We start from the raw sequence: 22,617 nt of genomic DNA, 5'->3' as shown, positions 1-22,617 counted from the left end.
TAGCCGCTACGAGCGGCCACGCGCCGAGAGGCGCTCCCGGCCCGGCGCTCTCACTTCTCCCGGCTCAGCGGGCCAGGGCGAACAACTCGTCCACGGCCACATGCTCGGCCAGGGCCGCGGCGACCCGATCCAGCATCGCCTCCCGGCGTTCCCCGTACGCCGGGGCGCCCGGCCGCGGTCGCCACGGCGAGCCGGCCGCCTCGGCCACCCGGGTCAGCCACGCCCGCCGGAAGCCGTCGTTCTCCATGATCCCGTGCCACAGGGTGCCCCAGGTCTGCCCGTGGACCACGCCGTCCAGGAAGGGGTCCGGGGTGCCGGCGCCCGGGGCGGGCGTCACCCGCCCGTGATGGATCTCGTAGCCGCGTACCGGCTGCCCGGCCCAGGAACCGAGCGGACGGCCCAGCACCTTTTCCGCCGCGAACCGGGTGGTCACCGGCAGCAGGCCGAGCCCCGGAACCGGCGCCGCCCCCGGAACCGCGCCGGGAGCCTCGATCTCGTCGCTGATCGTCGCGCCCAGCATCTGATAGCCGCCACAGATCCCCAGCACCGGCCGACCCAGCCGATGCCGCTGGGTCAACACCTCCGCCAGCCCGCGCCCGCGCAGCCAGGCCAGATCGGTCAGCGTGGACCGGGAGCCGGGCAGCACCACCAGATCGGCGGCCGCACACACCGCCGGATCGGTCGTCACCTCCACCCGTACGCCGGGTTCGGCAGCCAGCGCGTCGACGTCGGTGGCATTGGACAGCCGGGGAAAGCGCACCACCGCCACCCGGAGCACGTCCGCCCCATCGGCCCCATCGACCCCGCCCGCCCCGGCCGCGCCGTCGACCCCGACGGCCCCAGCGGCGTCCCGCCCCCAGCGGCCGACCTCGAGGGTGTCCTCCCCATCCAGCCAGACGTCCGCCAACCAGGGGATCACCCCCCGGACGGGGACCCCGGTGCGGCGGGTGAGTTCGGTCAGGCCGGGGGTGAGCACCGCCTCATCGCCGCGGAACTTGTTGATCAGGAAGGCCGCCAGGAGGTTCCGGTCGGCCGGCTCGACCAGCGCCCAGGTGCCGTACAGCGCGGCCAGTACCCCGCCGCGGTCGATGTCGCCGAGCAGCACGACCGGCAGGTCGAAGCGGCGGGCCAGGCCGAAGTTCACATAGTCCCCGGCGCGCAGGTTGATCTCGGCCGGGGAGCCGGCCCCCTCGCACAGCACCAGATCGTGCGCGGCGGCGAGTTCGGCGTACGCCTCGAACGCGGCGGCAGCCAGCGCGGCCCGGCCGTGGGCGTACTCGCCGGACTCCAGGGTCCCGGCCGGCCGGCCGCGGACCACGATGAAGGAGCGCCGATCCGAGCCCGGCTTGAGCAGGACCGGGTTCATCGCCGAGGACGGTTCCACCCCCGCCGCGATCGCCTGCAGGTACTGCGCGCGGCCGATCTCGGAGCCGTCGGCGCACACCATCGAGTTGTTCGACATGTTCTGCGCCTTGAACGGTGCGACCGACAGTCCCCGGTCCCGGGCCAGCCGACACAGCCCGGCGGTGATCAGCGACTTCCCGGCGTCGGAGGAGGTACCGGCCAGCAGCAGCCCGACCATCAGGGGGTCCGCCGGTCGGCGGCGTCGGTGGCAGCCTGTTCGGCCGACTTCACCACCGAGGCCAGCCCCAACCCGTCGTACGCCGCCCCGGCCAGGTGCAGGCCCGACCCGGCCAGGGCCACCCGGACCCGGCCGATCCGGTCCAGGTGGCCGACCTCCAACTGCGGCACCGTGCTCGGCCAGCGTTGGACCAGCGTCTGCACCGGGGGCTCGGCCCACCCGGTCAGGGCGGCCAGTTCGGTGTGCACCGCGGCAGTCAGTTCGGCGTCGGACAGCCCGGAGAACCGATCCTGACCGACCCGCCCCACCGACGCCCGGACCACGTAGCAGGAGGCGTCAGCCAGGTGGGCCCACTTGGTGCTCAGGAAGGTCGCCGCCTTCATCAGCCCGGCCCGGCCGGAGTTGAGCAGGACGCCGTTGCCGCCGGCGAAGACCCGGGACCGCGCCGCCGCGGGTGCATAACCGAGCACCACGGTCGCCACACTCGCGGTCCGGCCGACCCGCAGGTCGGTGGCCACCTCCGGCCACAGCGGCGCCAGCAGGTCCGCGGCCACCGCGGCGGGAACCGCGAGCACGACCTCATCGGCGGACCGGGTCCCGGTGGCGGTACGCACCGCCCACCCCGATCCCGCGCGCCGCAGCTCCAGCACCGGCTGGTTCAGGCTGATGTCCAGGGAGCCGGCCAACGCATCGGGGAGGGTACGCAGGCCCGCCGGCCAACTGGCGAACGCCGGCACCGCCGGCCCACTCGAGCCCGCCCCACCGGCCGCGCCCGCGGCCCGGGCCCCACCGATCAGGGACTGACCGGCCTGCGCCTTGGCGACCAACTGGGGTGCGGTCGCCCGCAGGCTGAGCCGGTCGATGTCCCCGGAGTGGAGATTGCCCAACAGCGGATCGACGAAGGTGTCGGCCACCGCATCACCGAAGCGACCCCGGATGAAACTGCCGACCGAGACGTCGCCGGCCCCGAGCCGACGGCGGGCGAGCACCGGTTCCAGCCCGGCCCGGGCCAGGGCGCGCGGACCGAGCAGACCGGAGACCAGGACCGGCCGCAGCCGCGTCGGCCCCGTCGGCCCCACCCCGGCCGGCAGCGGCCGCAGCCCGTGCGGGCCGACCAGATAGGACGATCCCGGCCGGGCCCCGACCACACTGTCCAGCCGGCCGACATCCTGTACCAGGGCGCGCAGGGCCGGCGCGGCCAGATGCATGGCCTCGGCCCCCACGTCCACCGGCAGACCGGCAAAGTCCACGGTCCGGATCTGGCCGCCGACCCGGTCGGTGGCCTCCAACACGCTCACCCGATGCCCGGCCGCGGTCAGTCGATAGGCACTGGTGAGGCCGGCGAGGCCGCCGCCCACGACAACGATCTGCTTGCTCACCGGGGGGACTCTACTCGCGGCAGCTGGGCCCGGTGACCGGTAACCTACGTCGGGACCTGCCCGGTGCACCCACGGTGAGGAACCGAGAATGAACCCACAGCATGCTTGCCGCGCTGCGTGATTTCGCGGGCTACCTGGGGGAGTTGGCCCGGGACACCGTGCAGATCTGGTGGGCGCTGTTCCCCCAGTTGATGACGCTGCACCTGGTGGGCTGGCTGGGCTATCACCTGACCTTCGCCGTGGCGGTCACCGTCGCCGACACCCAGCTGTGGCCGGCGGTGGCCCTGTTCTCCACCGCCTTCGTCTGGATCCTCGCCTCGATCCTGCTGCAATTGCGCCTGCTCGGGGACGCCCTGGGCGTACCCGGCCTGGTGCAGTCCGCCGGCGCCGACCCCAGCGACGAGCCCAACGACCTCGGCCGCCTGCTCGCGGTGACCCTGCTGCCCTTCCTGGGCATCTACGCCGCCTTCGGATACGTCGACAAGGCGGTCAACACGTTCTCGGTGACCTCCATCGGCCAGACCGGAGTGCTGTTCGAGGGCAACATCTTCGTCGGTCTGGTCCCGGCCGGCTGGGCGGGGTCGCTACTGGTCTTCGGCATCATCGTGGTCACCTATTGCGTACGCCGGGGCCTGGATCTGCTGCACGAGAAGTTCGAGCGACGCTTCCTCGGCATCCTGGCCGCGCTGGTCGAATGCTTCTTCCTGCTGACGGTGGTGCTCACCGGGTCCCGCACGATCGGCCGGATCCAACAGTGGTGGGCCACCCGGCGGTTCAGCGAATGGATCGACTCCTTCGTCGACGGCATCGGGGTCACCCTCGCCCACCTGCACATCGACCTCGGCTGGCTGCTGCGCGGGTGGGACTTCATCTGGAGCCAGATCCTGCCGCTGCTGGCCAAGGCGGTCGTCGAACCGGTGGTCTGGTTGGCGGTCGCGGCCCTGGTCTTCGGGACCCATGTGCTGTCGGTGGCCGACCTGTGGCGGCGCGGGGAGCGACCCTCCGACGCCCTGTCCCAGCTCACCGCGCGCCGGCTGCGGCGGGCCGGCGGCCGCTCGGTACACGGCCGCCGCGCCTGGCTGGAGTTCCAGGAGGCTTTCCTCGGCGACGTCGACGACAAATACGTGCCCACCTTCCAGGCGCTGCGGCTGGTGCTGCACGTGGGGCTGCTGTTCCTGGCCGCCTTCATCGTCCTGCATGCGGTGATCACCTCCGGCCAGATCCTGTTGAACCGCGGGGTGATGGTCGCCATGGGCGGGCACAGCTACTCCTTCTGGAGCACCTTCCGGCCGCTGCTGGATCTGATCGGCACCCTGCTGGAACCCCTGCGGCTGGCCCTGCTCGCGGTGACGTTCCATCGCTGCCTGCTGCTGTTGCGGGCGCGGACGCAGGCCCGCCGGATGGCGGTGGTCGGATGAGCACCTCGACGGGGGTTCCCGGCAGCGACAGCCCGACCCGACCCGGCCGGCTGCAGCAGGTGCGTCGGCACTGGGCCCCGCTGGTCCTGACGCTGGCCATCCTGCTGCTGGTCGGGGCCGCGACCACCGCCCTGGACCGGGCCGAGGTCGAGTTCGAGGACGTTTCGGTGCGGGTCGGCCAGGCGGCCTCGGTGAACGGCTTCGTGGTCAGCGTCGACCGCGTCCGGGCCACGCGTACGCTCGACTACGACGGTCCGGGCCGCAAGAAATCCGCCACCTCGGCGAACCTGATCCTGGTCCTCGACGTCCGGGCCGAACTGCCCGGCCCCAGCGAGACCCGGAACCTGGACAACGTGCGCCTGATGACCGCCCGGGGAATCCGGTTCGCGCCGGCGCGGGAATCGATGCGCGTGGGCACCGAACTCGGCTACCGGACCACGGGCTACCTGTGGTTCGAGATCCCCGAGACCGACCTCGCCGGAGCCCGGGTCACCTTCGTGGAGGGGGAGATCCTGACCACGTATCGCAAGCGGGTCGTGGTCGACCTCGGCCTCGATCCGGCCACCGCCGATCGGCTCCGGGCCGCCCGGGAACCGCTGAGTGTGTCCCGGGAGGAGGTGAGCGGACTGTGACCGGCCCCGGCTTCGATCCCCGCGACGCGCCCCGGGTGCTGGCCGGGCACCCCGGCACGCCCTGGGTCCGCGGCACCGCCGAGGAGATCCTCCAGGAACAGGGCACACCCACCCGGCCCGCCCCGCACACCCCCGCGGCCGGGCAGGGCCGGGCCCATCGCCGGGCCGCCCGGATCCGCTCCTGGCTGGTGCTGTGGTCGGCGCTGATGCTGGTCGGCAGCTTCTGTCTGGGCTGGTTCACCTGGTCCGATACGCACTACCACGATCGGTACCAGGAACTGGCGGCCGGTGCCTGGGCGCCCACCTCCGGCGGCGGTCGGGTCCGACTGACCGGGCTCAGCACCACCGACCGGATCGCGTCCTACAGCAACGAGACCGCCCCGCCGGGGAGCACCTATCTGGTGCTGGAGTTCGACGCCGAGGTGCACCGGGCCGACGACTACTGCGTGATGCACGTGGTCGGCCGGGGCGGGCGGCAGTGGAAGGAATCGCCGGGGGACCTCACCCGCGACGACCTCGACTGCGGCAGCGATGCCCCACTGAACCAGGTGTTCGCCGCCCGCCGCGTGATCGAGGTACCCACCAGCGAGATCGGCCGGATCTACGGGATCGCGGTGGAGGACTACAACTGGCGCCGCAGTCCGCTGCTGCGCCCGCCCGGATAGGTCCGCGCGTCGGGCTCAGTTGTCCGGAACCACGACCCGCGCCGGCAGCCACGACCCGGCGTACGCATGGTCGCTGGGGCGCAGACTGTCCCCGACGAGCCGATAGGTCGGGAACGCGACATAGAGCTGATCGGTGGGTTCCCAGTCGGCCGGATAGTTCACCGTCACCGTCAGGGTGACCGGGCCGAGCGCGGGCGGGACGGCGTTGCCGGCGAGCAGTTCCGCATCGGTCTGGATCGCCACGCGGTCGACCGCCCCGGTCACGGTGACCGCCCCGGGACCGGCCGAGGTCCGGGCGAAGCTCACCCCGTCGGTGGTCGGCAGGATCGTCGGGCGGTCGGTCAGGTTCTCCACGCTCCCGTACGCGGTGACCGCCCAGCCCTTGTCGGCGGAGAACCGGCTCCGGTTGCTCGGCGACACAATTTCGGCATGGGTGAGGACGACCCGGATCGCGCCCAGTTCCACCGGCAGCCCCGGAGCGATCGAGGTGTACTGGTCGGCCCGCTCCTCAAGGCCGCCGGCCGCCCACACCGTCCCGCCGACCAGCAGCAGCGCGGCGAGCACGGTCAGTACGGCGGTGCCGAGGCGGGACTGGGTCCTGCGGGGCCGCGGCGCCGGCCAGCGCGGATCCAGCGGGGTGGGATCCAGATACGGCCGCGGACCGGGTGGCGCCGGGGGCGGCGGGGCACTGCCGGCGGGCGGAGAACTCACCCGCCGCAGTCTACCGAGCCCGGGGTCGGCCGCCGGGGACCGGCGAACGGAGAGTGCCGGTCCCAGAATGTGCCTCACGGCCGCTGGGGGCCCGTAGGACATACGGCCCCCTCACTACTACCCCGCTAATCGCTCAGGAGGCCCAATCCAAGCCAGTGAACGCCATTTGTGCCGACGTCTCGGCGTCAAATAGTGCGGGAATTGGATTCAGGCGACTAGACTTGCCCCGCTAGTGCATCAGAAGGAGTCAGATGACCGACGTGGAGACCTCCGAGCAGTTGCTGTCCCAGCCGGTCGACCCGGGTGGGGAGGCCGCCGCCACCATTCGGGTCGACGATCACAGCCCGCAGGGACACCGGGTTGCCGAAGGCGTCTACGACGCGTCGAAGATCACCGTACTCGAGGGTCTGGAAGCAGTCCGCAAGCGTCCGGGGATGTACATCGGCTCCACCGGTGAGCGCGGCCTGCACCACCTGGTGTACGAGATCGTCGACAACTCCGTGGACGAGGCGCTGGCCGGCTACTGCGACACCATCGAGGTCACCCTGCTCGCCGACGGCGGCGTGGCGGTGTCCGACAACGGCCGCGGCATCCCGGTGGAGGAGCATCCGACCAAGCTGATCCCGACGGTCACCCTGGTGCTCACCGAGTTGCACGCCGGTGGCAAGTTCGGCGACGGCGGGTACAAGGTCTCCGGTGGTCTGCACGGGGTGGGCGCCTCGGTGGTGAACGCGCTGTCCACCCGCCTCAAGGTGGAGGTACGCCGCGACGGCTACCTGTGGACCCAGGAATTCCACCTCGGCGAACCGGTCACCGAACTGGTCCGAGGCGAGTCCCGGGAGCAGACCGGCACCCGGGTCAGCTTCTGGCCGTCGGCGGAGATCTTCGAGACCACCGAGTTCTCCTACGAGACGCTGTCGGCGCGGTTCCGCGAAATGGCCTTCCTGAACAAGGGCCTGACCATCAAGATCACCGACGAGCGGCCCGATCGCGTCGACGACGCCGGCAACCAGCACTCGGAGACCTTCCTCTACACCGAGGGCCTGCGCGACTACGTGGCGTACCTGAACAAGACCAAGGAGCCGATCTCCCCGATCATCTCGGTGGAGACCGAGTCCTCGGAGGAGAAGATGTCGGTCGAGCTGGCGATGCAGTGGACCACCTCCTACAACGAGTCGGTGCACACCTTCGCCAACACGATCAACACCCATGAGGGCGGCACCCACGAGGAGGGCTTCCGCACCGCCCTGACCAACACGGTCAACCGGTGGGGGGAGACCTGGGGGATGATCAAGAAGAAGGAGGATCGGGCCACCGGCGACGACATCCGCGAGGGACTCACCGCCATCGTCTCGGTCAAGCTGTCCGAGCCGCAGTTCGAGGGACAGACCAAGACCAAGCTCGGCAACACCGAGGCCAAGGGCTACGTCCAGAAGGTCGTCAACGACAAGCTCGGCCACTGGTTCGAATCCAACCCCGGCGAGGGCAAGGACATCGTCCGCAAGGCGCAGTCGGCGGCCCAGGCTCGGGTGGCCGCGCGCAAGGCGCGTGACCTGGCGCGCAACCGCAAGGGCCTGCTGGGTGGCGGGTCGCTGCCGGGCAAGTTGTCGGACTGCCAGTCCACCAACCCCGACGAGTGCGAGGTGTTCATCGTCGAGGGCGACTCCGCCGGCGGCTCGGCCAAGGGCGGCCGGGATCCCCGGATCCAGGCGATTCTCCCGCTGCGCGGCAAGATCCTGAACGTGGAGAAGGCCCGGCTGGACCGGATCCTGCAGAACAAGGAGGTCGAAGCCATCATCAACGCCCTCGGCACCGGGGTGCACGAGGAGTTCGACATTGCCAAGCTGCGCTACGGCAAGATCATCCTGATGGCCGACGCCGACGTGGACGGCGCCCACATCCGGACGCTGCTGCTGACCCTGCTGTTCCGGTTCATGAAGCCGCTGATCGATGCCGGGCACGTCTACCTGGCCCAGCCGCCGCTGTACCGGTTGCGCTGGACCAACGCCGAGGACGAGCTGGCCTACAGCGATGCCGAGCGCGACGCCCTGTACGCCGCCGGCAAGGAGGCGGGCAAGAAGCTGCCGCAGGTCAATCCGATCCAGCGGTACAAGGGTCTGGGTGAGATGAACGCCGACGACCTGTGGAAGACCACGATGGACCCGGAGAACCGGCTGCTGCTGCAGGTCGGGCTGGACGACGCGGCCCGGGCCGACGAGCTGTTCTCGATCCTGATGGGGGAGGACGTCGAGATGCGGCGCACCTTCATCCAGCGCAACGCCAAGGATGTCCGGTTCCTGGACATCTGATCCCACCGACCCCCGTCCGGGCATGCGGCGCCACCGGCGTACCCCGGGCACCAGAAGTTCGAACCCGCCGCGCCGGCGGTCGCGAAGTAAGGAACCCAGCCGATGACTGATACCCCCCAGGGGCCCGCGGAGCCGGAGGGCAGCGACGCGATCGTGCCCCCCGCCAAGGGGACCACCGAACTGGTCGAGCTGCAGGAGGAGATCCAGAAGTCCTACCTCGACTACGCGATGAGCGTGATCGTGGGCCGGGCCCTGCCGGATGTACGCGACGGCATGAAGCCGGTGCACCGGCGGGTGATCTACGCGATGTACGACGGCGGCTACCGCCCCGACCGGGGCTGGAACAAGTGCTCCCGGGTCGTGGGCGAGGTGATGGGTCTGTACCACCCGCACGGTGACTCCGCGATCTACGACACCCTGGTCCGGCTGGCCCAGCCGTGGGTGATGCGGCATCCGCTGGTCAACGGGCAGGGAAACTTCGGCTCCCCGGGCAACGACCCGGCCGCGGCGATGCGGTACACCGAGTGCAAGATGGCGCCGCTGGCGATGGAGATGGTGCGCGATATCGACGAGGACACCGTCGACTTCCGGCCCAACTACGACAACCGCGATTCCGAACCGGTCGTGCTGCCGGCGCGCTTCCCGAACCTGCTGGTCAACGGCTCCACCGGGATCGCGGTCGGGATGGCGACCAACATTCCCACGCACAACCTGCGCGAGGTCGCCGAGGCGGTCCAGTGGGCCCTGGAGCACCCCGAGGCGACTGACGAGGAACTCCTCGAGGCCTCGATGCAGCGGGTCAAGGGCCCGGATTTCCCCACCGGTGCCACCATCGTCGGCCGCTCCGGGATCGAGCAGGCGTACCGCACCGGGCGCGGCTCGGTCACCATGCGCGCGGTGGTCGACATCGAGGAGGACAAGAACGGCCGCCAACAGCTGGTGGTCACCCAGTTGCCGTACATGTGCAACCCGGACAACCTGGCCCAGAAGATCGCCGAGCTGGTCAACAACGGCAAGATCCAGGGCATTGCCGACATCAAGGACGACACCTCCGCGCGGACCGGACAGCGCCTGGTCATCGTGCTCAAGCGCGACGCCCAGCCGCGGGTGGTGCTGAACAACCTGTACAAGCACACCCAGTTGCAGGACAACTTCTCCTGCAACATGCTGGCGCTGGTCGACGACGTGCCGCGGACGCTGCGGCTGGACCAGTTCATCAGCCTGTGGGTGAAGCACCAGGTCGAGGTCATCCAGCGCCGCACCCGGTTCCGGCTGCAGAAGGCCGAGGAGCAGGCCCACATCTACCGCGGTCTGGCCAAGGCGCTGGACGCCCTCGATGAGGTCATTGCGCTGATCCGCCGCTCGGCGAACACCGACGCCGCGCGCGAGGGCCTGAAGGAACTGCTCGAGATCGACGACATCCAGGCCACCGCGATCCTGGACATGCAGCTGCGCCGGCTGGCCGCCCTGGAACGGCAGAAGATCCTCGACACCCTGGCCGAGATCGAGGCCCGGATCGCCGACCTGAAGGACATCCTGGCCTCCCCGGAGCGGCAGCGGACCATCATCTCCGAGGAACTCGGCGAGATCGTCGCCAAGTACGGCGATGACCGGCGTACGCAGATCGTGGCGGCCGACGGGGACATGTCCGATGAGGACTTCATCCCCGATGACGACGTGGTGGTCACCATCACCTACGGCGGGTACGTCAAGCGCACCCGGACCGATCTGTACCGGGTCCAGAAGCGCGGCGGCAAGGGCGTACGCGGGGCATCGCTGCGCGCCGACGACGAGGTGCAACACCTGTTCGCGACCTCCAACCACCACTGGCTGCTGTTCTTCACCAACATGGGCCGGGTGTACCGGATCAAGGCGTGGCAGATTCCCGAGGCCGGCCGGGACGCCCGCGGCGCGCACGTGGCCGGGTTGCTCAGCTTCCTGCCCGACGAGCGGATCGCGCAGGTGCTGGCGATCACCGGCTACGACGATGCGCAATACCTGCTGCTGGCGACCAACCAGGGCCTGGTCAAGAAGACCGAACTGTCCGCCTACGACTCGCCGCGGGCGGCCGGGGTGATCGCGATCAACTTCCGCGCCGAGGAGGATCGCCTGGTCGGGGCCCAACTGGTCAACGCCGAGGACGACGTGCTGCTGATCTCCCGCAAGGGGCAGGCGATCCGGTTCGCCGCCGACGATGCCCAGTTGCGCCCGATGGGTCGGGCCACCTCCGGGGTCACCGGGATGAAGTTCCGCGAGGACGACGAGTTGCTGTCGATGTCGATCATCCGGCAGGAGACCGAGGAGTCCGAGCTGTACGTGTTCACCGTCACCGACGGGGGGTACGCCAAGCGGACCGCGGTCGAGGAATATCGGGTCCAGGGCCGCGGCGGGCTGGGCATCAAGGCCATGCGGCTCAACGATCAGCGCGGCTCCCTGGTCGGTGGCATCGTGGTCGTCGCCGGCGATGAAATCCTGGCGATCAAGCAGTCCGGACAGGTCACCCGATCGCTGGTCAGCGAGGTTCCGGTCAAGGGGCGCGACACGATGGGCGTCAAGTTTGTCGGGGTAAATTCGGACGACGCCGTATCGTTGATCGCGGTGAACCCGGAAGCTGCGATGGACGACGAGGATGAGGCCCCCGAGGTGTCGGGGTCGACCGACGAGGCGGACGTGCAGCATGATGGGGAGCCGAGCACTGATCCGGGAGCGGGTCAGGAAGCCGACGAGGCCGAGGAGAATGAGCGGTGACCGAGCAGAAGAACTCAGGTACGCCCCTGGACCAGACTGCTATCCGTAACTCCGGATTCAAAGAATCCGCCAAGTCGCGTGCCGACCGGATCATGGGTCGCAGCAGTGGAACCAAGCCGAACAGCGAATCCGCTGCCGAGGGCACGCGCCCGTCGTTCGCCGAGACCCCGCGGGGGACCGCCCCGGTTGCTCAGCCCACCAACGCCCAGCCCACCAACGCGCAACCGACCAGCGCGCAACCGGCCACAGGGCAGCCTGCCGGCGTCGGGAACGGGACCGCCCCGCGCCCGATGCCCACTGGGGCGCCGAAGGCGTCCGCGGTCAGTGCCCCGAAGGCGAGCCAGGTCAGCCAGCGCCAGCCGGGCAGCCCGATGCCGGGGCAGCAGAGCGGCCCCCGGCCCGGGGCGCAGCAGCCGGTCGCCCCGGTGGCCGGTGGCGGCGCTCAGGGTACCGTCGTGCCCCCGCCGGGTCAGCAGACCTCGCATCGGGCCGTGGCGCCGGTTCCGCCCAGTGCTCCCGCTGAGGCCCGGTCCGGCGAGGCGACCCGGCCCAGTGCGGTGGCCGGGGTGGCCGGGGTGGCGCGCTCGGCCGGGGACAAGGCCTCGGGTCTGGCCGCCAAGCTGAAGGAGCATACGGCCAAGGTGCTCGCCTCGGCGGAGATGACTCCGGTCAAGGAGGACACCGCCGAGCCGGAGACCCGCAAGCTGGGGGCGCCGCGGCGTACCCGCAAGGCCCGGCTGCGGATCTCCCAGGTCGATCCCTGGTCGGTGCTGAAGACGTCCTTCCTGTTCTCGATTGCTGCCGGCGTGGTGCTGTGGGTGGCGGTGCTGGTCGTGTGGACGGTGATCGGTCAGTCCGGCCTGTTCGACGCGATGAACAAGCTGATCGGTGACATCGTCCAGGTGCCGGGTGACACCACCCAGTTCCGGATCCAGGACTACGTCCCGACCTCCAAGGTGCTCGGCACCGCGGCGATCATCGCGTTCGTGGACGTGATCATCTTCACCGCGCTGGCAACGCTGGCGGCCTTCCTGTACAACCTGGCTTCGGCGATGATCGGCGGCCTCGAGGTCACCCTCGCCGAGGACTGAGCGAGGTCCCGGTCTCGATTTGGCACCGGGGGGATCTTCCAGTAATGTTTTCCCTCGGTGCTGATCGATGATCGGCCCCGCGCCCATAGCTCAGGCGGTTAGAGCGCTGCCCTGATAAGGCAGAGGTCGCTGGTTCAAGTCCAGCTGGGCGCACCCTCCGAAATCCCTCCCGGGCCTGGTACCGGGAGGGATTTTCTGGTTCCGGAGCCGTTTCGGTCCGTCGACTAGGCTGCTGGATCGTGCGGAGATTTCGAGGAGCGTTGGTTCCGGCGGTGCTGGTCCTGATCAGCCTGCTGATCCTCGGACTCGGCGTCGGGCTCTACCTCCAGCACCAACAGGGGCGCCGGACCCCGAGCCCGTGGCCGGAGGGCAAGCCGGTGGCGGCGCTGGCGACCAGCGATCCCACCGTGGCCTCGGTGGCGCGGACCCGCCAGTACGTGGAGGCCTGGCAACTGACCGATCCCGGCGACCCGTGGCTGACCCCGCTGTACACCGTGGATCCCGGTACCCGCGCGGACCCGCCCCAGAATGCCCCGGCCGGCCTGCGGGCCGGGTTCCGGACCACGGTCAACGAAACCTCCGCGGTCTGGCCCGCGGCCGGGCGGGGGCTGTTCGACCGCACCACCCACCCGCTGCAGGTGATCGAGTGGGCTGCCCCCGATCGGCTCGGGACGTTCTGGCAGGGCTACGCGGCCAATCCGGTGCTGGCGCGGGAGACGCTGCCCGGTGCCGATGAGGTGCTCTGGTACGCCGGGACGAACGCGCAGGGTTGTCGTGTTCCGGACCCGGTCTTTCTCAGCGTGGTGGCCCGGATCGGGCAGACCACCCTGGAGGCGAGCTTCGGCTGCCTGCCCCGGGCCGATGCCGACAGTGCCCGGGAGAAGCTGCGCCCGCTGCTGCAACAGACCATTACCGCGATGGCCCGGGTCACCGGGACCCCCCTGCCGGCGACCTATCCGTCGCTGGCCGATCGGGTGCCCCTGATCGCCGGGCGGGACTGGGCGCCGGAGCAGATCCAGGTGGCCGGGCGAACCGATGGAGTGGATGCCACGGCGCTGATCGCCCCTGAGTTCCGCGACCGGGACCTGCAGGCGCAGCTGCGCGGACGGAACACCGTGCTGGCCTATGCCGATGCGACGGCGGTGGACCGGATCCTGACGGTGGATCCGACCGCCTCGTATCAGTTCCCGCCGCGGGAGACCCGGATCAATGCGCACCGGGCGGTCTGCCAACGCGTCTCGGTCGAGGACAAGAAGGAGCGGTGTCTGATCGGGGTGGGCCGCTTCCTGGTCGTGGCGTCGGCCGACGCGGGGGACAGCGCGGACCAGGTCAAGGCCCTGGAGGGCGTCGGCTGAGCCGGAGCGCCGGGGCGGGTCAGGCGGGGCCGGAGTCGAGAGCCGGGGCCGGTTGCGGTGTCCGGGTGGGCCAAAACTGACTCCAGCAGCTTCGAATCGGCCGTGCGGGGCCTGATTTCGCCGACTGGAGTCAGGATCGGGACACGATCGTCGGCTGCCCGGAAACTTCCCTGCCCCGAGGCTGGGTGTGCGCTCCGCCCGCTGCCTAGGGTGGGCCCTGTTCTTGGGTCAATCGCGGGCTCGCGAGCCTGCCGGAGGGAATCGATCGTGAAGCTGTCGACCAAGCGCCTGGCCGCCGGAGTCGTTGCCGTGGGCATCGGCCTTTCCGGTTTCGGGGTGAGCCTTGCCGGCGCTGCCGACTACCGCTCCGGTCCCCAGGGCCCCGACATCTCCCGGCTGCAGGGGGACTTCGACTGGGGCAGGGCGAAGCAACAGCAGTGGTCCTTCGCCCTGATCCGGGCCACCACGGGTAAGGACACCGACGCGAAGTTCGCACGCAACTGGCGCGGAGCCGGTGAGGCCGGCCTGATCCGGGGCGCCTCCCACCTCGCCCGCCCGGACCAGAGTGACGGCGCGACCCAGGCCGGTCAGTTCCTCGCCAACGGCGGTGCCTGGCACAACGATGGGCGTACCCTTCCCGGGACCGTCGAACTCGCCGATCAACCGGAACTGAACCAGCAGTGCTTCGGAAAGTCCCGGGCCGAGCTGGGCACCTGGCTGAGCGAGTTCGCGACCGCATATCAGCACCAGAGCGGCCGCTACCCGATGCTGCACGCCAGCAAGAGCTACCTGGAGAAGTGCGTCGGCACCGATCATCCGGTGCTGCAGCAGATGCCGCTGTGGATCGCGCGCTGGGAGGTGCGCAACCCGGAGGTGCCGAAGCCGTGGAGCGACTTCACCTTCCACCAGTACCGCAACACCGAGCAGAAGCTCGGGATCAACGTTTTCAACGGGACCGGGGCCCAACTCGCCGCGTTCGCGAAGGATCCGAACAGCACGCAGCCGGGGCCGCCGGTGGCGGCGACGCCGTCGCCGAGCGCGGCACCCGGCCGGACCGCGACGGCCTCGCCCACCTCGACGGCCAAGCCCAGTCCGACGGCGAAACCGAGCTCGACGGCGAAACCGAGCTCGACGGTCAAACCCAGCTCGCCGGCCTCGCCGACTTCTGCTTTTCCCTCGGCGACCGAAAGCAGTCCGGTCGGCACCCCGCGGGTCTCGCCCAAGGCATCGCCCTCGCTGACCACCGTCACGCTGCCGCCGACCCTGCCGCCGGTCGAAAAGGCTGAACCGAAGCCGCCGTCGGAGCAGCCGAAGACGCAGCCGAAGTCCCAGCAGCCGGCCCCGGCCCAGGAACAACCGAAGACCCAGCAGCCCGCCCCGGCCCAGGAACAGCCGAAGACTCAGCAGCCGGCTCCGGCGCAGGAGCAGCCGAAGAAGACCCAGCAGCCGGCCCCGGCCCAGGAGCAGCCGAAGACGCAGCAGGCTCCGCAGGGCCGGACCGAGTCCCGCACCGACGGCGGCAACCAGCCCGCCCCGCAGCCCTCCTCTGCCCCCCAGCGCACGTCAGCCCCCCAGCGCACGTCAGCCCCGGAACCCACGTTGCCGGCAGATCCCGGCGGGCAACAGCCGATGCCGCCGGTCGAACCGCAGTCGGGGCCCGCGCAGGATCCCGGGACCCAGGTACCGCCCCCGGCCGACGGATCCCAGCCGAGCGACCCCAGTGCCCCGCAGGACCCCGGTGCCCCGCAGGACCCGGGTGCCGGCCAGCCCGAAACGGTCCCGGCGCCGCCGGTGACCCAGGGCGATACCGCCCCGGCCGATGCGCCCAATGGCGCTCCCGCGGACACCGGGGGCGACCCCGGGACCACCGGGGGGCAGCCGGCGCCGGACCAGAATGCCGAACCCGGCATCCAACTCGGCGACCCGGGCAACCCGGACGCCGCGGGCACCAATGACCGTGAGGTTGCCTCGCAAGGCATCAACCTGAGTACGCCGCTGGCCGGCCGCACCAGCGCTCCGGTGATCATCCTCGGCGCCATCGCCTCCCTGGCCCTGGCCGGCGGTGGGGTGGCCCTGATCGTGGGCCGATCCCGGCAGGCGAAGCCGCAGCGGGTGGCGGCGTACGGTCCCGGCCCGCAGGGGAAGCTGCCGCCCGCCCGCCCGAGGTCTCCCCGACGCTGAACCGCCGGCCTCGCCGGGTACAGTCCCAGGGGTGAGCGAAATCCAGATCCTGTCCGCCCGTGAGGTGCCGCTCGGCGGCGTACGCGCCCTGAACGTGCGGCGGACCATCCCGCACCGCGACCGCTCGTTCGTCGGGGCCTGGTGCTTCTGCGACCACTACGGCCCGACCCCGGTGAAGGCGGGCAACGAGGGCGGCATGGACGTCCCGCCGCACCCGCACACCGGCCTGCAGACGGTCTCCTGGCTCTTCGAGGGTGAGATCGAGCACCGCGACACCGGCGGCGTGATCGCCAAGGTCCGCCCCGGCGAGATGAACCTGATGTCGGCCGGCGCCGGGATCGCGCACTCCGAGGTCAGCACCGCGGCGACCAGCATCCTGCACGGAGTTCAGCTGTGGGTGGTTCTGCCGGACGCCGACCGGCACGGGGAACGCGGCTTCCAGCACCACGTTCCCGAACCGGCACCGCTGCCCGGTGCCGCGGGCACGGCCCTGGTCTTCGTCGGTTCCCTGGCCGGGGTCGACGCGGCGCCGGTGCACAGTTTCACCCCGCTGCTGGGGGCCCAGCTCGATCTGGTGCCGGGGGCCACCTGCGTACTGGAGATCGATCCGTCCTTCGAGTACGGCATTCTGCTCGACCGTGGCGAGCTGAGCGTCAACGGGACCGCCCTGGCGTACGCGGACCTCGCCTGTCTCGAGCCCGGCGAGCGCACCCTCACCCTGACCGCGGGGCCGGGGCCGGTACGCCTGATCCTGCTCGGCGGGGAGCCGTTCACCGAGGAGATCGTGATGTGGTGGAACTTCGTCGGCCGCACCCACGACGAGATCGTCGCTTTCCGGGAGGAGTGGCAGGCCCACGGCGACCGCTTCGGCGAGGTGCCCGGGTATGTCGGGACGACCGATCGGATCCCCGCGCCGCAGCTGCCGAACGTACGCCTGAAGACCCGCAATCGGCGCGGCAGTAGCTACGGCGAGCGGCGCTGACGCCCGCCCGCAGGCCCACAACCACGACATGAAGCACCCGGCGACACTCGGTCGCCGGGTGCTTCGGTGTTCCCCGGCGGGGGCTCAGCGCTCGGTCGTGCCGGGCTGGAACTGCCGCATCGACTTGCGCCCGTAGGAGGGGTTCTCCCCGAAGCTGCCGAGCGCGGTGCGCTTGGCCGCCTGCGTCCGGGACGCCTGCTCCTCGGCCGACAGCAGCCCCGAGCGGCGGCGAGCCGACTCGGCCCGGACCACCTCGGACAACCGCTCGAAGACCGCATCGGGCATCGCCGGCGCCGGATCGGCGGCCACCGCCGCGCAGGTCTCGGCGAGAATCGCGGCAATCGCGGCACACTCGGGGCAGCCGATCAGATGCCGCCGTACCCGGGCCGCCCGTTCCGGGGTCGGCAGATCTTCGTCGGCATCGGCGATCGCGTCCAGATCGACATGGTCGGTGTCGGGGAGTTGCTCGGGATGAGCGGAGTCGTGCGCAGAACCGGGGGAATCAACGGTCACGGTCAGTCCTTCCGGGGGAAGCCACGGCTGTGGCTCGTATCTGACGAGGCGGACCCGTCGGACGGTTCCGCCCGCCGCGTCACTTTTTGCGCGGTCACCGAGCGCGGTCGGTCGGCCACGATCGGCTACCGGCCGGTCCCGGCGGGTCGCATGTGCTGCAGCAGCGGAACGAGCTTGGCCCGGCCCCGTGCGCAACGACTCTTTACCGTACCCGTCGCGCAGCCCAGAATCGTGGCGGCCTCCTCGACGCTGTAGCCCTCCATGTCGACCAGCACGATCGCGGCGCGCTGGTCGGGATTGATCCGGCTCAGCGCGTTGAGCACATCGGTGTGGGTTTCCTTGGCGTCGATCGCGTCCTGGGTGTTCGAGGTGGCGGTCAGTTCGGCCAGCCGATCCGGCTGCTCGGGCAGCGGGTCGGTGCTGCGTGCCTTGTTGCGCCGGATCCGGTCCAGGCAGGCATTGACCACGATGCGATGCATCCAGGTGGTGAACTTGGCATCGCCGCGGAAGGTGTGCGCGCGCCGAAAGGCCGAGATGTACGCCTCCTGCAACGCATCGGCGGCGTCCTCCGGATTGCGCATGGTCCGCAGCGCCACCGCCCACAGCCGATCGCGGTGGCGGGCGAGCAACACCTCGAAGGCGTGCGGATCACCGGCCACGTGATCCTTGAGCAACGTGGTGTCGTCACGCGGGTCGGTCACCGGCATCCTTCCCGTCGGGCGCGCTGCGCGGAGTTGGCTGATCCCCGGGGGATCGGAGCGGCCGGCGGGGCTCCGGTCACCCGGCGACCTTATCCGATGAACTCGACTTCGGCGATTCCGCCCTGATAGTTGCCGGGCGTACCGGGAATCGAGGTGAGCCAGACCAGCACGTACCGGGTGCTCACCTGGCTGACCGCGATCTCGGTGGTCTCCTGCGTCCGGTCGGCCTCCCCGACAGTGCGCCACTGGGTGGCGGAATCGGTCGGCACGGCGTCCCCCGCCCGGTCCGGGACCCGGATCTGCACGTTGGTCCCGGTGCCCACCAGGGTCAGCCGGACCTGGGACACGGCGACCTCGCGGCCGAGGTCGTAATACACCCCGACCCCGGACTTCCCGGAGAGGTTCGCGGCGTTGTAGACGACGGTGTGCCAGGCGGTGCTCGGGTTGCCGTCATGGGACAGGGCCACCTGGTCCGGGTTCTCCTCGCGGGTGGCGCCCTCGGGATCGAAGTCCTTGGCTCCGGTGATCGACAGTACGACCGGCCCGGTGGCCGCCTTTGGCGCCGTGGTGCCGGATCGGTTCCGGTTCAGCGTCACCGCGACCACGATCAGCGAGCAGATCAGGATGCCGATCACCACCGCGACCAGGATCCGCAGCCACGGGCGCCAGGTCTGGTGGCGGCCGCTGGGGGGCCGGTGGACCGGACGGGTCGGGTCGGTGACCGGTTCGGGCTCATAGTCGGGCCCGGCCAGGTCGATCGGTTGCTGGGGGGCGGTGGCGTCCGCATCGATCTCGCCGGGACCGTAGCCCGGGACCGACCCGGCAGGGGTGTGCGGGCTGCGGGCCGAGCGGGCCGGGACCGCCGGTTCCCCGAAGGTGACCACCTGGACCGGGTAGCGCAGCCGACGCTCCAGATCGTGGGAGGCGTCCGCGGTCCCGAGGACCGCGCTCAGTTCGGCGGCCACGTCCTTCGCCGAGGTGATCGGGCGGCCGTGCTGGCGCGGCGACAGGGACAGGATCCGGTCGCAGATTCCGTCCAGCGCCGGCGAGACGCCCGCCCGGACCTGACGCGGGGTCAGGCAGGTCCCGTCCGAACCGGTCGGTGCCGCGGCCAGCCCGTACGCCGGTCCGCCCGGCCAGCGGGAGACCAGGGTGGCGTACAGCAACCGGCCGAGGTCGGTGGTGTCCTGCTCCGCGGAATCCTGATCGACGGTGCCGGGCTCCTCGATCGCCGCCTCCAGGAGGAAGCCGACGATCTTCACCCCACCGGCGGCGGTGATCACCACCGTGTCCGGCGAGATCCGGCGGTGATAGAGGCCTTGGGCGTGCATCCCGGCCAGCGCATCGGCGACCTCGCGGACCACCCAGGCGCCCTCCAGGGCACTCAGCGGCCCGGCGGTGAGCAGGGTGGCCAGATTCTCCCCGGGGACGAACTCGCAGACCACGAACGGACCGGCGGGGTCCTCCTCGATCACGTCGAGCACGCGCAGGAACCGGGCGTCGGTCGCGGCGGCTGCCCGGCGCGCGGCGTTCATGATCAGCGGGTTGTTGGGATCCTCGGGCGCCAGCCGGTGGATCAGCACCGACCGGGACAAGATGTCGTCCAGCGCCCGCCAGGTCTCGCTGGTGGGCCGGCGGACCAGCAGTTCCTGCAGTTGGTACCGATTGCCGAGGGTGTCGCCGACCCGGCCGCCGATCGGGTGGAAGTCCTCGTCGGCCGCGTCGCCGACCTCCAGCGGATTCGTCTCCTCGGTGTCGGGATCCTCACCCGCCGACGCGGCACTCGCGGGGCGATCGGCGTACATCGGCATAGCGTAGCGCGGCTGCGGGGTCGCCGCCGGGGCCACGGGGTACGCCGGGCTGGGGCCCGGATCGGTCGGCGGTCCCGGATCCAGGGTGTCCTCCCCGGCCGGGTTCCCGGCGTACTCGTCGGTGCCATCCGCGCCGGTGTCGCGCGGCAGGGGCAGGGTGCCCGAGTCGGCCTCCGGGAGTCCCGGAGCGGCGGCCGATTGCCCTGATCCGAGTTCGGTCGCGGCGGTGCTGAGGGCGCGGGTCTCGGCCTCGGCATCGGGATCGGCGGCGGGGCCGGTCCCGGGGTCGTCCCCGTCCGGTCCCGGCGGCCCCTCGGGTCCGCCCGAACCGCCCGAATCACCCGAATCACCCGAACCGCCCGAACCGCCACCGCGGCGGCGGACCCGGCGCAGGACCGCGTCGAGCATGCTGGTGACCTCGGTGATCCGGATCAGGCGGGCCAGCGCGAAGAAGACCACCAGGGCGACCACCGCGGCCAGCAGCAGCACGGCCGCCTCGATCAGCACCGAGTCGCTGGCCAGCAGCGTGGTGATCCCCCAGGCGAGCAGCCCGGCCGGGGCCACCGCCAGGAACACCCGCAGCAGATGCTTGGCGACCACGGCGAAGCGCAGGTCCGGCAGCTTGCGGCTCAACTGGTGGAAGGAGATGGCCAGGCCCACCACATAGGACAGGGAGTACGCCAGGGCCAGGCTCGGTGCCACCCAGGCGGGGTCGCCCACGGCGTACACGATCCCCACCCCGGCGATCACGTTCACCGCGCCGATCGCGATCTGGATGAAGAAGGTCGAGCGGGTGTCCTCCAGGGCGTAGAAGGCCCGCAGACAGATGTATTGCACGGTGAACGGGACCAGGCCGATCGCGAACGCCATCAGCGTCCAGCCCACGTACGCCGCGTCCTCCGCCCCGGCGCCGTGACCGAACAGCAGCCGGACCACCGGATGGGCCAGGGCGAGGAAGGCGACCGCAGCGGGCAGGACCAGGGAGGTGGCCAACCGGATGGTCCGTAGGGTCTCCTCGCGTACGCCGGCCAGATCCCCGTTGGCGGCCAGCCGGGAGGCCGAGGGCAGCATCGCGGTGGCCAGGGACACCGTGATCAGCGAGTGCGGCAGGACGAACATCAGGTAGGCGTTGTTGTAGACCGTGAGACCGGCCCCCGACCCGCCCGCGGTCGCCGAGGTCGCCAACCGGTCGACCACGACCAGCACCAGCTGGTTGACCGCGACGAAGCCCAGGGTCCACTTGGCCAGATGGAAGGTGTGGCCCAGCCCCTGACCCTTCAGGTCGAACCGGGGACGGTACCGATAGCCGATCTTGCGCAGCCAGATCACCATCACCGCCGACTGCACGATGATGCCGAAGGTGGCGCCGCCACCGAGCAGGCCGGCCTGGGGTCCGGTGAACGGGGACGCGCCGTCGGAGGTGCCCCAGATCCCCAGATAGAGGCCCAGCACCAGCAACTGGATGATGTTGTTCGCGATCGGGGCCCACATCATCGGGCCGAAGTGGTCGCGGGCGTTCAGCACCTGACCCAGCAGGAAGAACACGCCGTAGAAGAACACCTGCGGCATACACAGGTACGCCAGGAACACCATCGACTTCCAGTGTTCGGCCAGCTCGGGCGCCCGCCAGGCGTCGGCGGAATAGATCGTGGTGACCACCGGGGCGCCGACGGTCAGGATCAGCGTGACCGCGCCGATCAGCAGGCTGAAGGCGGTGATGATCCGGTTGGTGTACGCCTCACCCCCGTCGGCGTCGTTCTTGGCCGCGCGGACCAGCTGCGGCACCAGGACCGTGTTCAGCGCACCACCGGCGAACAGGATGTACAGGCTGGTCGGGATCGTGGTGGCGATGTTGAACATGTCGGCCTGGCGGGTGCCGTTGCCGAGCACGAACGCCAACAGCGCGACCCGGACGAAGCCGAGGATGCGCGAGACCATGGTGCCGGCTGCCATCAGCGCCCCGGCCGAGAGCAGGCGCGAGGTCGCGGCCCGCCCGCCGTCGCGGTCGGCAGTGCCCGAGTCGGGCCCGGGCGAGTCGGCCGAGTCGGCCGAGTCGGAGCCGGGGGAGTCAGGGCCGTCGGCGGGGGAGTCGGGGTCGGGGCGGTCGCCGTCCGAGCGCGGCGACATCGACCGATCCGGCGCCTCGGGAGCCGAACCCGCCGACACCGGATCGACCACCGGCAGGACGGTGGTCTCCGCGTCCGCTGCGGACACCGGCCCGTTCCCCGTCCCGCCGTGCGGCGCCTGCCCGGTCCCGCCGGAGGGCAGGGGCGCGGTCGCGTCGTCGGCGACCACCGGCAGTGCCGCGGTTTCGGCGTCGGCGTTGACCGGGGCAGTGCCCTGTTGCCGGGTCAGCGGTGGCGTCGGCAGCGGCCGGGTGCGTACCGCCTCGGGCTCGTCCGGGCTGTCGGCCGGGGCCCACGAGTCGGGCGCCCGGCGGTCGCGCTGCGTGGGCTGGTCCGAGGTCGAGAGAGGCACCGTGTCGGGGAGGTCATCCCGGCCGGCGGGAGGCGTGCCTCGCCACCTGGCCTGTGCTGGA

The 22,617-nt window shown here is 71.0% G+C and carries 15 protein-coding genes and 1 tRNA gene; 10 read left to right on the top strand and 6 right to left on the bottom strand.

Features of this window, described 5'->3' with window-relative positions; all coding sequences use genetic code 11:
• Window positions 1–64: 64 nt before the first annotated feature.
• Together G531_RS0103055 and hemG are read right to left on the bottom strand one after the other, a co-directional pair.
• On the bottom strand, window positions 65–1,582 hold the full coding sequence (locus G531_RS0103055; RefSeq protein WP_026926121.1) for a cobyric acid synthase: 1,518 nt from the start codon (window positions 1,580–1,582) through the stop codon (window positions 65–67).
• A complete protein-coding gene (gene hemG, locus G531_RS20075; RefSeq protein WP_035757074.1) occupies window positions 1,582–2,961 on the bottom strand; it encodes a protoporphyrinogen oxidase in 1,380 nt (459 codons plus the stop codon). The genes G531_RS0103055 and hemG overlap by 1 nt, the downstream gene beginning before the upstream one ends.
• 101 nt (window positions 2,962–3,062) lie before the next feature.
• Here hemG and G531_RS0103045 point away from each other — a divergent pair, with 101 nt between their 5' ends.
• The 3 genes from G531_RS0103045 to G531_RS0103035 are packed head-to-tail and all read left to right on the top strand — an operon-like array spanning window position 3,063 to window position 5,676.
• Window positions 3,063–4,379, top strand: coding sequence for a hypothetical protein (locus G531_RS0103045; RefSeq protein ID WP_026926120.1), 1,317 nt, complete (start codon window positions 3,063–3,065; stop codon window positions 4,377–4,379).
• The gene (locus G531_RS0103040; RefSeq protein ID WP_026926119.1) at window positions 4,376–5,011 is read left to right on the top strand and encodes a hypothetical protein; all 636 of its coding nucleotides are present in this window, start codon (window positions 4,376–4,378) and stop codon (window positions 5,009–5,011) included. Before G531_RS0103045 ends, G531_RS0103040 begins: the two co-directional genes overlap by 4 nt.
• Window positions 5,008–5,676 carry a hypothetical protein gene (locus G531_RS0103035; protein WP_026926118.1) on the top strand — a complete coding sequence of 223 codons (669 nt, stop codon included), beginning with the start codon at window positions 5,008–5,010 and terminating at the stop codon, window positions 5,674–5,676. The genes G531_RS0103040 and G531_RS0103035 overlap by 4 nt, the downstream gene beginning before the upstream one ends.
• A 15-nt stretch (window positions 5,677–5,691) precedes the next feature.
• Here G531_RS0103035 and G531_RS0103030 read toward each other — a convergent pair whose 3' ends face one another.
• Complete coding sequence (locus G531_RS0103030) at window positions 5,692–6,387, bottom strand: hypothetical protein (RefSeq protein ID WP_145978738.1); 696 nt, start codon at window positions 6,385–6,387, stop codon at window positions 5,692–5,694.
• 251 nt (window positions 6,388–6,638) lie between these two features.
• Between G531_RS0103030 and gyrB the strand changes: the two genes are divergently transcribed.
• The 7 genes from gyrB (at window position 6,639) to G531_RS0102995 (ending at window position 17,053) form a co-directional block, all read left to right on the top strand.
• Window positions 6,639–8,696 carry a DNA topoisomerase (ATP-hydrolyzing) subunit B gene (gene gyrB, locus G531_RS0103025; RefSeq protein WP_026926116.1) on the top strand — a complete coding sequence of 686 codons (2,058 nt, stop codon included), beginning with the start codon at window positions 6,639–6,641 and terminating at the stop codon, window positions 8,694–8,696.
• Between the two features lie 102 nt (window positions 8,697–8,798).
• Complete coding sequence (gene gyrA, locus G531_RS0103020) at window positions 8,799–11,444, top strand: DNA gyrase subunit A (RefSeq protein WP_035757070.1); 2,646 nt, start codon at window positions 8,799–8,801, stop codon at window positions 11,442–11,444.
• Entirely contained in the window at window positions 11,441–12,535 is a 1,095-nt protein-coding gene (locus G531_RS24310) for a DUF3566 domain-containing protein (RefSeq protein WP_051214974.1), read from the top strand. The genes gyrA and G531_RS24310 overlap by 4 nt, the downstream gene beginning before the upstream one ends.
• Before the next feature lie 79 nt (window positions 12,536–12,614).
• A tRNA-Ile gene (locus tag G531_RS0103010) sits at window positions 12,615–12,688 on the top strand.
• 86 nt (window positions 12,689–12,774) lie between these two features.
• A complete protein-coding gene (locus G531_RS0103005; protein WP_145978737.1) occupies window positions 12,775–13,890 on the top strand; it encodes a hypothetical protein in 1,116 nt (371 codons plus the stop codon).
• 267 nt (window positions 13,891–14,157) lie between these two features.
• Window positions 14,158–16,071, top strand: coding sequence for a GH25 family lysozyme (locus G531_RS0103000; protein WP_026926113.1), 1,914 nt, complete (start codon window positions 14,158–14,160; stop codon window positions 16,069–16,071).
• 31 nt (window positions 16,072–16,102) lie between these two features.
• The gene (locus G531_RS0102995; RefSeq protein WP_051214973.1) at window positions 16,103–17,053 is read left to right on the top strand and encodes a pirin family protein; all 951 of its coding nucleotides are present in this window, start codon (window positions 16,103–16,105) and stop codon (window positions 17,051–17,053) included.
• A gap of 84 nt (window positions 17,054–17,137) precedes the next feature.
• Here the strand turns inward: G531_RS0102995 and G531_RS0102990 are convergent, their stop codons facing one another.
• The 3 genes from G531_RS0102990 to murJ all read right to left on the bottom strand — a co-directional run bounded on the left by G531_RS0102990 (window position 17,138) and on the right by murJ (window position 22,556).
• Window positions 17,138–17,566, bottom strand: a complete 429-nt coding sequence (locus G531_RS0102990; protein WP_026926111.1) for a hypothetical protein — start codon at window positions 17,564–17,566, stop codon at window positions 17,138–17,140.
• A gap of 125 nt (window positions 17,567–17,691) precedes the next feature.
• Window positions 17,692–18,267, bottom strand: coding sequence for an RNA polymerase sigma factor SigM (sigM, locus tag G531_RS20065; protein ID WP_245630507.1), 576 nt, complete (start codon window positions 18,265–18,267; stop codon window positions 17,692–17,694).
• An 89-nt stretch (window positions 18,268–18,356) separates the two neighbouring features.
• The gene (gene murJ, locus G531_RS24305; RefSeq protein WP_145978736.1) at window positions 18,357–22,556 is read right to left on the bottom strand and encodes a murein biosynthesis integral membrane protein MurJ; all 4,200 of its coding nucleotides are present in this window, start codon (window positions 22,554–22,556) and stop codon (window positions 18,357–18,359) included.
• Window positions 22,557–22,617 lie beyond the last annotated feature (61 nt).

Source organism: Granulicoccus phenolivorans DSM 17626 = NBRC 107789 = JCM 15570 (genome assembly GCF_000423085.1).
In the GTDB taxonomy this organism is placed as follows: domain Bacteria; phylum Actinomycetota; class Actinomycetes; order Propionibacteriales; family Propionibacteriaceae; genus Granulicoccus; species Granulicoccus phenolivorans.
The sequence above is the reverse complement of the archived record's forward strand: the minus strand, read 5'-3'. Positions and strand labels throughout refer to the sequence as shown.

Excerpts from the sequence above, each read along its gene's own strand:
- G531_RS0103055 (WP_026926121.1), bottom strand. The coding sequence starts at position 1,582 with ATGGTCGGGCTGCTGCTGGCCGGTACCTCCTCCGACGCCGGGAAGTCG.
- G531_RS0103040 (WP_026926119.1), top strand. The coding sequence starts at position 4,376 with ATGAGCACCTCGACGGGGGTTCCCGGCAGCGACAGCCCGACCCGACCC.
- gyrA (WP_035757070.1), top strand. The coding sequence starts at position 8,799 with ATGACTGATACCCCCCAGGGGCCCGCGGAGCCGGAGGGCAGCGACGCG.
- gyrB (WP_026926116.1), top strand. The coding sequence starts at position 6,639 with ATGACCGACGTGGAGACCTCCGAGCAGTTGCTGTCCCAGCCGGTCGAC.
- G531_RS0103045 (WP_026926120.1), top strand. The coding sequence starts at position 3,063 with ATGCTTGCCGCGCTGCGTGATTTCGCGGGCTACCTGGGGGAGTTGGCC.